Source organism: Novosphingobium sp. G106, from assembly GCF_019075875.1.
Taxonomy (GTDB): domain Bacteria; phylum Pseudomonadota; class Alphaproteobacteria; order Sphingomonadales; family Sphingomonadaceae; genus Novosphingobium.
In genome coordinates this window covers 54,229-66,400 of record NZ_JAHOOZ010000002.1, presented here as the reverse complement: position 1 = coordinate 66,400, position 12,172 = coordinate 54,229, and the positions used below count along the sequence as shown (strand labels likewise).

13 protein-coding genes and 2 pseudogenes are annotated in these 12,172 nt (G+C 59.3%); 5 read left to right on the top strand and 10 right to left on the bottom strand.

Annotation, left to right across the window (positions count from 1 at the left end):
• Window positions 1-181 precede the first annotated feature (181 nt).
• The 3 genes from KRR38_RS30505 to KRR38_RS30495 all read left to right on the top strand — a co-directional run bounded on the left by KRR38_RS30505 (window position 182) and on the right by KRR38_RS30495 (window position 1,284).
• On the top strand, window positions 182-427 hold the full coding sequence (locus tag KRR38_RS30505; RefSeq protein ID WP_217407596.1) for a response regulator transcription factor: 246 nt from the start codon (window positions 182-184) through the stop codon (window positions 425-427).
• Between the two features lie 28 nt (window positions 428-455).
• Window positions 456-623 (top strand): hypothetical protein, encoded by a 168-nt coding sequence (locus KRR38_RS30500; RefSeq protein ID WP_217407595.1) that lies wholly within the window; start codon window positions 456-458, stop codon window positions 621-623.
• A 340-nt stretch (window positions 624-963) separates the two neighbouring features.
• Window positions 964-1,284 (top strand): hypothetical protein, encoded by a 321-nt coding sequence (locus tag KRR38_RS30495; RefSeq protein WP_217407594.1) that lies wholly within the window; start codon window positions 964-966, stop codon window positions 1,282-1,284.
• A gap of 83 nt (window positions 1,285-1,367) precedes the next feature.
• Here the strand turns inward: KRR38_RS30495 and KRR38_RS30490 are convergent, their stop codons facing one another.
• Window positions 1,368-2,210 carry an outer membrane protein gene (locus KRR38_RS30490; RefSeq protein ID WP_217407593.1) on the bottom strand — a complete coding sequence of 281 codons (843 nt, stop codon included), beginning with the start codon at window positions 2,208-2,210 and terminating at the stop codon, window positions 1,368-1,370.
• A gap of 345 nt (window positions 2,211-2,555) precedes the next feature.
• On the opposite strand from KRR38_RS30490, the gene KRR38_RS30485 reads away from it, so the two are divergent.
• On the top strand, window positions 2,556-2,798 hold the full coding sequence (locus KRR38_RS30485) for a hypothetical protein (protein WP_217407592.1): 243 nt from the start codon (window positions 2,556-2,558) through the stop codon (window positions 2,796-2,798).
• Between the two features lie 308 nt (window positions 2,799-3,106).
• Here KRR38_RS30485 and KRR38_RS30480 read toward each other — a convergent pair whose 3' ends face one another.
• From KRR38_RS30480 to KRR38_RS30460, 5 genes are all read right to left on the bottom strand, one after another.
• Entirely contained in the window at window positions 3,107-4,000 is an 894-nt protein-coding gene (locus KRR38_RS30480) for an NAD(+)/NADH kinase (protein WP_217407591.1), read from the bottom strand.
• Between the two features lie 12 nt (window positions 4,001-4,012).
• Window positions 4,013-4,999 (bottom strand): SPFH domain-containing protein, encoded by a 987-nt coding sequence (locus KRR38_RS30475; RefSeq protein WP_217407590.1) that lies wholly within the window; start codon window positions 4,997-4,999, stop codon window positions 4,013-4,015.
• Window positions 5,000-5,010: 11 nt separating this feature from the next.
• A complete protein-coding gene (locus KRR38_RS30470) occupies window positions 5,011-5,736 on the bottom strand; it encodes an NUDIX domain-containing protein (protein WP_217407589.1) in 726 nt (241 codons plus the stop codon).
• Window positions 5,737-6,533: 797 nt separating this feature from the next.
• Window positions 6,534-7,805 (bottom strand): O-acetylhomoserine aminocarboxypropyltransferase/cysteine synthase family protein, encoded by a 1,272-nt coding sequence (locus tag KRR38_RS30465; RefSeq protein WP_217407836.1) that lies wholly within the window; start codon window positions 7,803-7,805, stop codon window positions 6,534-6,536.
• A 232-nt stretch (window positions 7,806-8,037) separates the two neighbouring features.
• Window positions 8,038-8,241 carry a hypothetical protein gene (locus KRR38_RS30460; protein WP_217407588.1) on the bottom strand — a complete coding sequence of 68 codons (204 nt, stop codon included), beginning with the start codon at window positions 8,239-8,241 and terminating at the stop codon, window positions 8,038-8,040.
• Window positions 8,242-8,989: 748 nt separating this feature from the next.
• On the opposite strand from KRR38_RS30460, the pseudogene KRR38_RS36660 reads away from it, so the two are divergent.
• Window positions 8,990-9,127 (top strand): annotated as a pseudogene (locus tag KRR38_RS36660) (IS3 family transposase); the annotation flags it as partial.
• 52 nt (window positions 9,128-9,179) lie between these two features.
• Here KRR38_RS36660 and KRR38_RS30455 read toward each other — a convergent pair.
• The 4 genes and pseudogenes from KRR38_RS30455 to KRR38_RS30440 form a co-directional block, all read right to left on the bottom strand.
• Entirely contained in the window at window positions 9,180-9,371 is a 192-nt protein-coding gene (locus KRR38_RS30455) for a hypothetical protein (RefSeq protein WP_217407587.1), read from the bottom strand.
• A 135-nt stretch (window positions 9,372-9,506) separates the two neighbouring features.
• On the bottom strand, window positions 9,507-9,896 hold the full coding sequence (locus tag KRR38_RS30450; RefSeq protein ID WP_217407586.1) for a hypothetical protein: 390 nt from the start codon (window positions 9,894-9,896) through the stop codon (window positions 9,507-9,509).
• Window positions 9,897-10,099: 203 nt separating this feature from the next.
• A complete protein-coding gene (locus KRR38_RS30445; protein WP_217407585.1) occupies window positions 10,100-10,540 on the bottom strand; it encodes a DUF934 domain-containing protein in 441 nt (146 codons plus the stop codon).
• A pseudogene (locus tag KRR38_RS30440) lies at window positions 10,533-12,168 on the bottom strand (nitrite/sulfite reductase). Before KRR38_RS30440 ends, KRR38_RS30445 begins: the two are co-directional and overlap by 8 nt.
• Window positions 12,169-12,172: the final 4 nt, after the last annotated feature.

Here is a 12,172-nt window from a genome sequence, read left to right as displayed (position 1 = left end):
AAGAGCCAGCGCAGTTGGCCCAATGTGATACACCCCGTCGGGCAGACTAATTGTGACTTGCTAATCTCTATGAACAACGGGCAAGTTGTCACAATAAATCGTTACGAATCAAGGTGGCCGATGGCTATCCGACGGTGAAAGCTGCATGAGGGCCATGGCTAACGCGAACTGAGGGGCGGGCATGAAGGACGGCAAACCGGCGTTGACGATGCGCGAAATTGAGATTCTTGAGCTTATTGCCCTCGGTCATTCAGCGAAGGAGGTGGCGCAAAAATTCGGCATCGCTTTCCGTACCATCGAGACTCATCTCGACACGATGCGGCTAAAATTCCGCGCCAGAAATCGAACCCATATGGTCGCGATAGCGATTGAGCTAGGTATGCTTTCCAAATCCCGTTTCCAGGTTAGGCCAGAACTAGCCGCATAGCATGTGCTTAGGCAACCAAGTCCGCAACATGGGGCGCGCTTACGCGCTCACCACCAACCTGTTGGGTCAGGCCACCCGCTGGCTCACCCGCGCCGAGCAAGAAGACCTGATCGAGCGCCCCATCGTCCCTAGCGACGCGCTGGGCTTCTCCTCACGGCAGAACAAATATGCCGTTGGTAAGGGTGAGGATTTCTGACCGCAGCGGCGTCTCATACTTGTCGGCAATATCGCCGATATTCACTTTTCCGACATGCCATAACCTTCACCCTCGCTTCGGCGGGGGTTTTTTATGCCGAACACTGAGGACACCGGGGGGAGCCCGCTTGCAACTTTACCGGTCCTCGTAGTAGCCGACAACCGCTCGTCGCTTGATACGTTCACGTACGTTCGCGCCGAACGGAGGGATTTATAGTGACCTCGGCGCTAGTGTTCACTTTCGTACATTGTTGAAAAACAACGTTAAAACCGGCTCCGACTGTGTAGTGTAGTCGCAAGACGCCACTGAATGTTGCGGTTTGCGACCCGGGAGCGAAGTGATGAAGGGGCATGTTCTGAAGCGCTTGGCTGAGCATGGTCCGGCGATCTTCGCTCAATATGCCGGCGGCGCAGACTTTAAAGAGATCGGCGAACAATACGGATGCTCCTGGCAGACGGTGCGCCGCTTTCTCATTGCCAACGACGTGCCGCTCCGCCGTCCAATCTGGAAGCTCAAGCTTGATCCATTCGAGACAGAGATATGCGCAGCCTATGCCGCCGGCGCCGAAGTCTGCGATTTGGCAGCACAGTACGAGGTACAATCTGAGACCGTTCGCCGCTTCCTATTTGCAAGGTATCTGCACCGAGATGAAGCGATCTAGGAGGAAATTGCGCCCCGGCCTGCATGCGGCAAGCCGGGACGCATTGTTGACCGAACTTAACGTCCGAGGTCTCACAATCGACGTCAGAAGTGGAAGCTGACGGTTCCGCGCAAGGAATGAAAGTCGAAATTCTGTTCGGCCGGTCGCATGTTGGTTGCGCCCGAAGTCAAAAGGAACGGATTTGTCGCAGGAGCCGTGCCGCGGCCGACGTTCACTGCATATTCCCCATCCTGATAGTGGTTGTAGAGATATTCGATGCCCAGGCTGATATTGTTGGTGAGCATGACTTCACCGCCACCACCAAGCTGATAGCCGAACTTCATCTTGTCGTCGTTCAGTTCGGTAAAAGAGTTGGTCGTATTGGTCGTGTTGAAAGAGTGCTTGATCTTTGCAAAGCTACCACCACCAGTAACATAGAAGAGCGCGCCGCCACCAGGCGTGTAGCCGGCACGGGCACGGAGCGAGGCAGCGTAGTCTGCTTTTCGACCGATCGTATAACTGGCTGGCGTGCTGCTGAAGGCGGTCGTGAAGTCCCGCGAATTGCTCTTGCTAACCTCGACCAGCAGACCGCCGACAAAGTTGCCCATACGTCGATCGTAGCCGATACGGCCCGCGTATTCTTCATGGTTTTCGTCCTGCAGGCATCCGCCTGTAGCGAGCGAGTTGCCATTCGTATGGCCATTGCAGAAACCTGGGGCAAAGGCATTGGCGCCGGCAGCCGTGCGCACCGTGTCACCGTAAGTGCCGTCCTGATTGGTATCAAATTCGATTGTCTCGCCGGTGTCGTGGCCCAGCGCTCCCATGCCGAACGTCGCGGACACGTACGGTCCATCGAAATAGGTATCACGGTTGTCCTGCGCCAGCGCCGGCGTCGCCGCGAGTGCGGCCGCAAAGGCGATCGTAGAGGCAGCCTGATATTTCTTCATCTTGGACTCCAAATTTCAAGCAGATGGATTGTGCCATCGGCCAGCAAACGTTGGAGCTAGTCGTCCGTTGCCGGCTCGGGACCTCGCCTGTGTCCAATTTGATGTGAGTGTGTTGTTAAAGTTACAGTACGCCATGCCCGCAGGGCACTGCATTGACCATCTGCATCAACAGCTATCTGGACTTCTGACCTTGGGTGAGCCTTTCGAATCTCCCGGTATAATGCTTTGGCTGATGAGGTTGATCTGAATACCCCGCTGGCCGGTATGCCATCGCCGCCTCCCGGCATAGCCTCGATACTCGCTAACGTCGCTATTGGCCCTATTGTCCTAGATGGATGTCCTTCGATGACCGACCTCGCGCATCCCGATCCCCCACCGCAGCCTACCGTCATCGGTGAGGGCCAGATGTCCCGAGATGACAGCGCTGCGGCGGTGGCACTCGTCCGCGAAGTTGCCGGCCTGCTGGATCATCCTCTCGACGATGTGTGGTGGTCGCTGTGCAACTGCCCCGCCTGGATGTCCGGCCTGCTCGATAGCCCGGAGGGATGGGGTGCCCTCGCGAACTACATGTCCAGCGATCTGGGCTGAAGCTCGGTCGATTACCTGCCGCCGATACATTGACGGCATTGCTGACCGAACTGATCCAACGTTCAAGCGCTTCAACCAGTCAGCTGAACGTCCGGTTCCTGGGTTTTCATTCCTGAGTCCGGACAGTCCCCAAGGTCGAACCTCAGCGACATCGGTCCAAAGTCGCATTACTCATCCCGGCACAGGCTCCGTATCCTTAAAAATCTGGAAGTGGATTCCTGATTTGCAAGGATGGATGACCGCCAAAACGGGCATTCGCCGCTTCGGCGTGTGACGCAATAATTTTGATCGGCCTGTGGGCGAAACTGCTAAGCAGTTACCAGCCTCAACATACGACTAGATGGCTGCAGCGACACCTGCCGACCCCAGTCGAACGCAAGATAGTCCTGCTCGATGCCATCGGCGAAGATGACTCCTCCTTCGTTCATATGCGAAGTGATGCTGAGCGGTGTCCCATCGAGTTTGCCGGCGCGGAGGGTGGTAGCGGTGGCCACGCTCGGGAATGGTTCGCGAACGAAATAGGCAACTGCATGCTCGTGCGGCGAAAGCAGGATCGAATTGCTAGTGGCTTCCATGATCGACCGGGCCCAACCGGTCGCACCTGTGCCGGAAGCGACGATCAGCCCGCTCGACGAATGGTTCTCGGCGCTATCACCAATCGAGATGCGATAACGCGCCGATTGATGGCTGCGGTGACCGACGAACAACTCGTTGAGCGCGACAAGCTTTTCGCCAGTGTCGAGCACGGCCTCGACCATTGTCCGCTGTTCGATCGCGATCTCGCCGTGGTGAGAGGCCCGTAGAGCCGCGTTCAATTTATCGAGCGGCACCCGGACCAGAACGCCGTCGTAAAGATCCGGTGCCGGGTTCACTCCAAGCACCGGCTGCCCGCTTACGTATTTGGCCACGTTTGCAATCAATCCATCCTGGCCGACCGCAACGATCACATCCTCGGGCGCGAACAGGAAGCGGTCGAGGTCGGCGCGGCGCACCAGTGCCTGCCGCCAATCGGCGGGCGCGGAGTCGCGCGCCTGGCGCAGCACGGCTTGGAACTGTGCGTGGCGTGTCTCGAGATCAGCCAGCCTCTGCCCGCGCGTCTCGAGATAGAAACGAGCCTGCTCGCGCGTGGCGTGCCGCGCGAGCAGAAGCTCGTAGTCGGTCTCGCGCGTCACAAACACGGTCCGGGGTGCGGTGGTGGTCATGATCGCCTGTCCTTATTGAGCGACGATCGCCACGGGAGGCACTTGCCGAAACTCGCGCATGATGGTCGCCAACAGGTCGGGCGTGACGTTCAGGTGCTCGATAGTATCGAGATTACCCGCCAGCTCTCGAGCCGCGAGACCGAGCAGGACCGCAGGAGGAAGGTCGCGGTAGATCGCGATGTGCGCCTGCTCCGTCTCGGCCTTAGCGCCCTCGATGGTCCGGATGCGCCCAGCCTCGGCTCCCGCCTCGATCTGCTGCGCCTCGGCAAGTCCAGTCGCGCGATTGCGGGCATTCTCCGCCTCCTCGGCGATCAGCTGCTTCTCGCGCCGTGCCAGCTCGGTCTTGTTAGCCAGCTCGTTTTCGGCGATCGCGCGTTCCTTGTCGACCGCTAGCGCCCGGCGTTCGAACATCGCCTCGTCCGCCTTTTGCTGTAGCGCCTCGAAGGTCGGAGTCTGAAGCGCGCGTTCGAGCTCGCTGCTCGGCGCGAGATTGTTGAGCCGCACAGCAACGACGGCCAAGCCGATCTCGGCGAGTGTCGGATCATTGGCGAGCGCCTGCTCGAGCCGTTGGCGTAGTGGCTCAACCCCGGCATCGAGCAGCGCGCGCACGGGCGCTTCGGCGAGATATTGCAGCGTCGCCTGGTTGATGAGGCCGGCTAGACGGGTCTCGATCCGCTCGATGGGTTCGCGGATATATTGACCATTGGCCAAGCCGATGGTGAAATCGATGCGCTCGGCAAGCCGCTCGGGCTCCACCACGCGCCATCCGATCGCACCCTGGACATTGACCGCCTGGAAATCGGCGCTGCGCCCCTTGACGAAGAGCGTCGTCTCGCGATCGTCCATCGGGACCTCGGCGATGCTGGCGGTTTCCGGCCTGAACCAGAAGACCAGACCGCGGCCGCTCTGACGGACACGTCCGTTGCGGTAGCGGATGACATGGTGGCTGGCATCGCTGCGCAGCTGCGCGAAGAAACCGAAGCTCGTAATCTGGGCCATCTTTGCCTCCCTCAATCGATTGGCTTGAAACGGTAGAGTTCTGCGGGTCGGAACGAGGTGCCTGCCTCGCGCTCGCCGGTGCCTTCGAGCCAGCCGCGGTCGAGCATGCGGCGCCGAAAGGCGGGCTTGTTCAGCCGCACACCGAGGATCGCTTCATGAACATCCTGCAACTGGCGTAGCGTGAACATGTCGGGCAGCAGAGCGAATGCGATCGGCGAATAGTCGAGCTTTCCGCGCAGGCGCTTGATCGCGAGCCCGAGAATATCGGCGTGATCGAAGGCAAGGGGGAGCACTGCTCCATCGTCATCGCAGGCGGTCACCGGGCCGCCGACCTCGCCGGGCCAGGAGACAGCGAGCTCGGCGAGCGTCAGTTCGGCGCTCTGCTTGAGGGCGGCCGCGAACCGGTCTGCCGGCAGCAATGCGAAATAGGCGATCGTGACAACGCGAGTTCGCGGATCGCGCGCCGGAGCGCCGAAGGTGTAGAGCTGCTCGATATAGGCATCTGCTAGGTGCGCCTCTGTCCCCAGCAGCCGAAGTGCCGCTTCGTCCAGGCCTTCGTCGATACCAACAAATCCGCCCGGCAATGCCCATTGGCCCAGGAACGGATGCTCCTCGCGCCGGCGCAGCAGCACAGCAGGGACGCCCTCAACCATCGTCATGAGGACGAGGTCAACCGTGACCGAGGGCCGCGCAAAGACGGCGGGATCATAGCTGGCAAGGAACTCATCTTCGGTCATGACAAAGCCTTATATGCGCCGTGCATATTAGTTAGATGCATAATGGATATATGTCAAATGATAATAAACTCCTGTGAATCGCCCCCGTCGGGGGCCCCGTCGTTTGATCTGACACGACAGTTCAGGACAAATGACAGCGCAATCGTCCCCACGTGAGGCGCGGCCGATTCGGTGGAAACGGTGCGCAGTTCGCGCACGCTGAAGGTGGGAATCAACGATCTTGTCTAAACCGCTTCTGGGCTCGTGAGCCGCCGGCAGGCGCCCATCTGAGCGGGCGGAGGCTAGTTAAAGTCGCGGGACCTGAGCAAGTCCCAGCCAAGGCCATAACGACTCAGATATTTTCTCAATCGGTCGGCAACGTTGGTGCTCGCCCGTTTCTGCCGAGACGCCGCATGGAGTGTGCGCCCGGCATCCGAAAGGGATGCGCTTTTTGCGACAGGAATGCACCACGAAGGCCAAAGCCTCGGTACCAAGTAGTGCATCAAGTCCGTCGGCTGTTTGCCTGACGTCTAAAACCGCCGAAGCCGTGCGATCTCGGCAGTCACCACGGAAATGGCGATCCGCCCCTTCGGTGATATCAATCGCCGGAAGATCGGAGCCAGGCGGTCGGTTCGACCATATGTGGCGGACGAACCAGATAGGCCGGTAGTATCAGACCCCGCCGATTTATATCAGGGCCGATCCTGGTGGATGGATCCGGACCTTTAGGGTCGCACCGACCTAGGCGGGGTTGAGGCGAATGCTCAAGCCCCGCCCAGTGTCAAACTCGCGCAAAACGGCAACTGGCTTCGCGATAGTCAGGCTTTTGCCAATGCCTGGTCGATGTCGGCGATGATGTCGTCAACATGCTCGATCCCCACCGAAATGCGGATGAGGTCTTCGGAGACCCCGGCAGTCGCGAGTTCCTCGGCATTCAACTGACGGTGGGTCGTCGATGCCGGATGGCAGGCGAGCGATTTCGCGTCGCCGATGTTAACCAGCCGGAGGATCATCTGCAGGGCATCAATGAAGCGGCCCCCTGCCTCTTTCCCGCCTTCGATGCCGAAGCTCAGGATACCTGACCCTTGGCCCTTGGTGATCTTGCAGGCGAGCGCATGGTATTTGCTGTCCGCCAATCCCGCATAGCTGACCCAGCTAACCTTGGGATGGTCCTGCAGATACTGCGCGACGCGACGGGCATTATCGCAATGGCGCTCCATTCGCAGACCGAGCGTCTCCAGGCCCTGGAGGATCAGGAACGCGCTGTGCGGTGACAGCGCGGCTCCAGTATTGCGCAGCGGGGCGACCCGTGCGCGGCCGATATATGCTGCTGGCCCGAGTGCCCCGGTGTAGATTACCCCGTGGTAGGACGGATCCGGCTCGTTGAGTATCGCGAAGCGCTCCTTGTTTGCCACCCAGTCGAAGCGGCCGCTGTCCACGATGATCCCACCGATCGTCGTTCCGTGCCCTCCGATATATTTGGTGAGCGAGTGGACAACGATATCGGCGCCGAAATCAAAAGGCCGGCAGAGGAAGGGCGACGCAACGGTGTTGTCCACGATTACGGGGACGCCGTGACGGTGAGCGATCTCGGCGATGCGTTCGATGTCGACGATATTGCCGGCTGGATTGCCGATAGATTCGAGGAAGACCGCCTTCGTTTTATCGTCGATCGCGGCCTCGAGGGCCGCGTAATCGTCGAAGGCTACGAGGCGGGTTTCGATACCCTGCCGGGGGAAAGCATGCACGAAAAGATTGTACGTGCCGCCGTACAACTGCGAGATTGAGACGATATTGTCCCCTGCCCCCGCTATCGTCTGGATCGCATAGGTGATTGCGGCCATGCCAGATGCCAGCGCGAGCGCGCCAATGCCGCCTTCCATTTCCGCAAGCCTGGCCTCGAGCACGGCAGTCGTCGGGTTCATGATGCGGGTATAGATATTACCCTGCACCTTGAGATCGAACAGATCGGCGCCGTGCTGGGTATCGTCGAAGGTATAGGACGTGGTCTGATAGATCGGCACCGCGGCAGCGTGGGTGGTCGGCTCAGCCACGTAGCCGTGGTGTAAAGCGATGGATTCGAGCTTCATGTCCTCTCCTTCTTCCATTGGCCGCGTACCGGTGATGCGCGGGCGAGACGCTAAAAAGGGCGACTGTAGGCAAATGGGTGAGCGGGGCAAACCTGCGCGCAATACTTATTGATATCGAGGTACGTGGTCCGCACCGAACGTGAAGCGTCGAAAGTCGACCCCCGCCGACATTGGTCTCGCGTTCCGGACTAGGCCGGACCGTTGGGTTCCTCCTGAATGGCCTTGAGACGGCTCAGCGGAACAGGCTTGCTTCCGCGTTCGCGAGTGCCAGCAGTTCATCTTCGGTGAGCCCGCCACATGTGTTCTGAACGATTAGCGAGTTCCAACCAGTGGCATTGGCGTCACGAAAGGCAAGCGCCCGGCGTGCGGAGTCCGTGTTGGCGATCAGGTGCCGCCTCCCGGAGTCATCGACGCCGTAAATTTGATAGCTTCCCATACGCTTTCTCCGTGCCGAAGCCCGCAATGCCGGGAAATGCTCTTAGATCGGTAAAGACCTTCGGCGTTCCGTTCGAAGGACTGCTGTTTGGTCCGAGAGCGATTAGCGCTCGCAGCTGAGCCGGCGATCTTGCCGACGTTGAGCAGGCTCGATCTAGGTATCTGCAAAAGCGCCCGCCCCCATTTTGCTATGGAAAAGGCATTGGCATAACGATCGCGGCGCCCATATCTGGTGCCAGACGTCAGACTCATGACGGCTGGCCCTTCCCGAAACCGCGATCAGTCTGCTCATCGAGTGCAGAAAATTATAATAATCCGCTGCCGCTTGATGTCGCGTCCGTACTAGGAATCAAACGCCACAGGCGCTAATCTCTGGCTGCGACCCTAGGGGGGATTAATGTCTTCGGACTAATAGGCCCTCTGACTTTACGGCCTGTCCGGCAATGCCGGGCAGGCCCTTTTGTCGTGCGGTGACCAATATTCAAACATGTATAGCAAGTCGGTTTCGAGCCGGATTTACGGTCACTTGGAGAGTGTTTTGCGAAACGCCGCTTCAGCATTTGCCAACGGTACGAAGAGCCGCATGTGAAACTGGATCACCTCGGTAAACAGCCGAGCGATTTGAACCATGCCTGTTGAGCGTGCTGACAGCCAATCAGCTCGATCCGCGGTGAACTATTCACGACCGATCGCTTGATAGTGAACGGAAACGGAGGAGAGACATCAACGCTGCGCCCCGCGACGACCGGTTTCACACGATCCGCCCCCACAGCAGCCTCGGCTACCGACCGCCAGACCCGGAAACGACTTCGCCGCCATTGCCACCTTCCGGTTCCGCTTCGCTCCACCTCCAGGCAGCAATGGCAACGGAGGCAACCGTGCACTAACAATCAACGCGGACCACTCAGTGGGGGCCGATCACAACAGATGTTACGGAACTTAATGCAATCGCGTGATTTGCGCTGAGCGCACGTCATCATAAGATCCACGCACGAGCTCGACCAAACCGCGCCGATCCAGTTCTCGCAAAACATCTACCCATATGTCGAGCGCGAGGCGCGATACGGTATTCACCCCTACTGCGCCGATTTCCATCATCATCAGATCGAAGTCCTGAAGTTCCTCGTCCAAGCACGTCGTTATGTCACTGTATCCTCGGGGTTTCGTCATACAATGCCTCACAGGCGCCAACAGCGCATAGCGGCGTCATATCATCGTCGCGCGGCCCAATCGTTCGATTTGCGTTCCTACATAATTCATCAACACTCATCGCAGCTTATCCGTGTCAAATTCACCGCAATGATGCCAGGCAAAATCGGACGCCGGTCTGCCGAGTGGCGCCCCCCAGCACCAGCCGCGTTTCTTCAATTCGCGACTTATGTTGTCCAGTGCATCGCAAATGCCCATGGCAGGATGACTTTCACCGCTACACGCCTTATTCAGAGCGCGCCATTTGTCGATCAGCAATTTGCCATCGCTGGAAATGCCCACCGGGTAGACTGACTTCGGAGCGCCGGACGAGTGCCCCCCTCTGACTTCAGGACCGACACTTTTTGTGCCGCCAAATCTTTCATTTGATGACGTTAAAACCGCGGCTGCGAAACCGATGGTCAATATCACGCCGACCAATATGCTGAATTTAACGTTGGTTTTCATTCGACGCAGATGTCCAAGTATCTTCTCCGAAATACGCGACCGGGTGCACATGCAGGACTCGGCCGCGGATGGCGGAACGGCTTGAGCGGCTAAGTCACGCCGGATCGGCAAGAAAGGTGGTCGGCAATCGAGCGCGGGTAGCTCCGTCCCGTAGCTTGGAACGCGGCTCTACTTGCTTCACGCTCAACGTTCCGTCCTCGAAATCAGACCTGTTGTTGGCGGAGATGTCGCTGAGCCCAGATCGGCGCGCGTCCGTCGGTGGCCGATTGATATACTTCCGGATAGCGGCTCAGAGCCGCTTCGATCGTGGGCGGGTCAAATGCAACGTCGGGCTCGAAACTGTCGAAGCCGCACCGACGCATGAAGAAGAGCAAATCGACCAGCACGTCGCCGACTGCCCTGATTTCACCGGTGTAGCCCGCCTCGCGCAATATGCTTGCACTCGAAAAACCGCGTCCATCGCGAAATCGCGGGAAGTCGATCTCGACGAGCCGCACTCGGCCTAGTTCTGGCAAGAGCAGACGTACGTCGTCGCCCGCCTCGAGCAGCACCGAAGAGGCATCCTTCTGATCAAGGAAGGCATCCAGCGAAACCGCAGGTTCGTCGGGCGCTTGGTCGTAGCGAAAGCGCAGCGGATCACCCATAGATCGCCTCCTTGAATGGATCCATGCCAACGCGGCGGTAGCAATCGAGGAAGCGCTCGCCCGGTTCGCGGATATCGCGATATCGCTCGATAGTACGCTCAACCGCGTCGACGATCCCTGCCTCGTCGAAACCCGGCCCAGTAATCTTTGCCTGCGAGGCGTCCTCTGCGCCCGAACCGCCGAGCAGCAGCTGATAGTTCTCGGTGCCCTTACGGTCGACGCCCAGGATACCGATGTGCGCCGCATGATGGTGGCCGCAGGCATTGATGCAGCCTGATATCTTGATCTTGATCTCCCCGAGGTCGAGCTGTCGATCGAGATCGGCAAAGCGCTCGGCGATCCTCTGCGCGACTGGGATCGAGCGCGCATTGGCAAGACTGCAATAGTCGAGCCCAGGGCAGGCAATTATATCGGTGACGAGGCCAAGGTTCACGCTCGCCAGCCCCGCCGCGTCGAGCGCTTGCCAGACTGCGTAGAGATCCTGCTTGCGGACATGCGGCAGCACGAGGTTCTGGACATGCGTCGAGCGCAGATCGTCGAAGCTGTAGCGCTCGGCGAGATCGGCGACGACATCCATCTGGTCAGCCGAGATGTCGCCGGTGATGCCGCCGACCGGCTTGAGGCTGATGTTGACAATCGCATAGCCAGGTGCCTTGTGCAGCGCGACTTGGCGGTCGCACCAAAGCGCGAAATCTGGATCAGAACGGTCAATCTCGTGGGAAAGTCCGGTCTCGAACGGCGGGGGGCACGAAATGCGCGGCGATGCGGTCGTACTCGGCCTGCGGGAAGTCACTGCCTAGCGTCAGGAAGTGCTGGAACTCGGCCTCGACCTGACGGCGAAATTCCTCTTCGCCGAGTTCGTGGACGAGGATCTTCATTCGCTGCTTATGAATATTGTCACGCCGTGCGTGGAGGTTCCAGACGCGCAGGATTGCCTGGATATAAGAGAAGATCTGACTAGCCGGGCAGAACTCACGGATCAGAAATGCGATGATCGGGGTGCGGCCCATGCCTCCGCCGGCATAGACCTCGAAGCCCTGCTCGCCTTTCTCGTTCTCGACAATGCGCAGGGCGCAGTCATGCCAGCGCAGTGCAGCGCGATCTTCGCTCGCGGCGATCACTGCGATCTTGAATTTCCGCGGGAGGTAGCTGAATTCGGGATGGAACGTGGTCGCCTGGCGTATCAGCTCAGCCCAAGGACGCGGATCGCAGATTTCGTCGGCGGCGGCCCCGGCGTAGTGATCGGCCGAGAGATTGCGGATGCTCTCGCCGCTGGTCTGAATGGCGTGCATCTCGACCGTTGCCAGCTCGGCCAGGATATCGGGCGCCTCCACAAGCTTGATCCAGTTGTACTGGATGTTTTGCCGCGTCGTGAAATGACCATAGCCGCGGTCATACTTGCGCGCGATATGCGCCAGCTTGCGCATCTGCGCCGAATTGAGCGTGCCGTAGGGAATGGCCACGCGCAGCATGTAGGCGTGGAGTTGCAAGTAGAGACCGTTCTTGAGCCGCAGCGGCTTGAACTGGTCGTCGGTCAGTTGGCCCTCGATCCGGCGGCGTGTCTGGTCGCGGAATTCCTCGACCCGGGCATCGACCATGGCCTGATCGTATTCGTCATATTTGTACATGTCG

Coding starts and splice junctions, on each gene's coding strand:
- KRR38_RS30505 (WP_217407596.1), top strand. CDS start 182: ATGAAGGACGGCAAACCGGCGTTGACGATGCGCGAAATTGAGATTCTT.
- KRR38_RS30500 (WP_217407595.1), top strand. CDS start 456: ATGGGGCGCGCTTACGCGCTCACCACCAACCTGTTGGGTCAGGCCACC.
- KRR38_RS30495 (WP_217407594.1), top strand. CDS start 964: ATGAAGGGGCATGTTCTGAAGCGCTTGGCTGAGCATGGTCCGGCGATC.
- KRR38_RS30490 (WP_217407593.1), bottom strand. CDS start 2,210: ATGAAGAAATATCAGGCTGCCTCTACGATCGCCTTTGCGGCCGCACTC.
- KRR38_RS30485 (WP_217407592.1), top strand. CDS start 2,556: ATGACCGACCTCGCGCATCCCGATCCCCCACCGCAGCCTACCGTCATC.
- KRR38_RS30480 (WP_217407591.1), bottom strand. CDS start 4,000: ATGACCACCACCGCACCCCGGACCGTGTTTGTGACGCGCGAGACCGAC.
- KRR38_RS30475 (WP_217407590.1), bottom strand. CDS start 4,999: ATGGCCCAGATTACGAGCTTCGGTTTCTTCGCGCAGCTGCGCAGCGAT.
- KRR38_RS30470 (WP_217407589.1), bottom strand. CDS start 5,736: ATGACCGAAGATGAGTTCCTTGCCAGCTATGATCCCGCCGTCTTTGCG.
- KRR38_RS30465 (WP_217407836.1), bottom strand. CDS start 7,805: ATGAAGCTCGAATCCATCGCTTTACACCACGGCTACGTGGCTGAGCCG.
- KRR38_RS30460 (WP_217407588.1), bottom strand. CDS start 8,241: ATGGGAAGCTATCAAATTTACGGCGTCGATGACTCCGGGAGGCGGCAC.
- KRR38_RS30450 (WP_217407586.1), bottom strand. CDS start 9,896: ATGAAAACCAACGTTAAATTCAGCATATTGGTCGGCGTGATATTGACC.
- KRR38_RS30445 (WP_217407585.1), bottom strand. CDS start 10,540: ATGGGTGATCCGCTGCGCTTTCGCTACGACCAAGCGCCCGACGAACCT.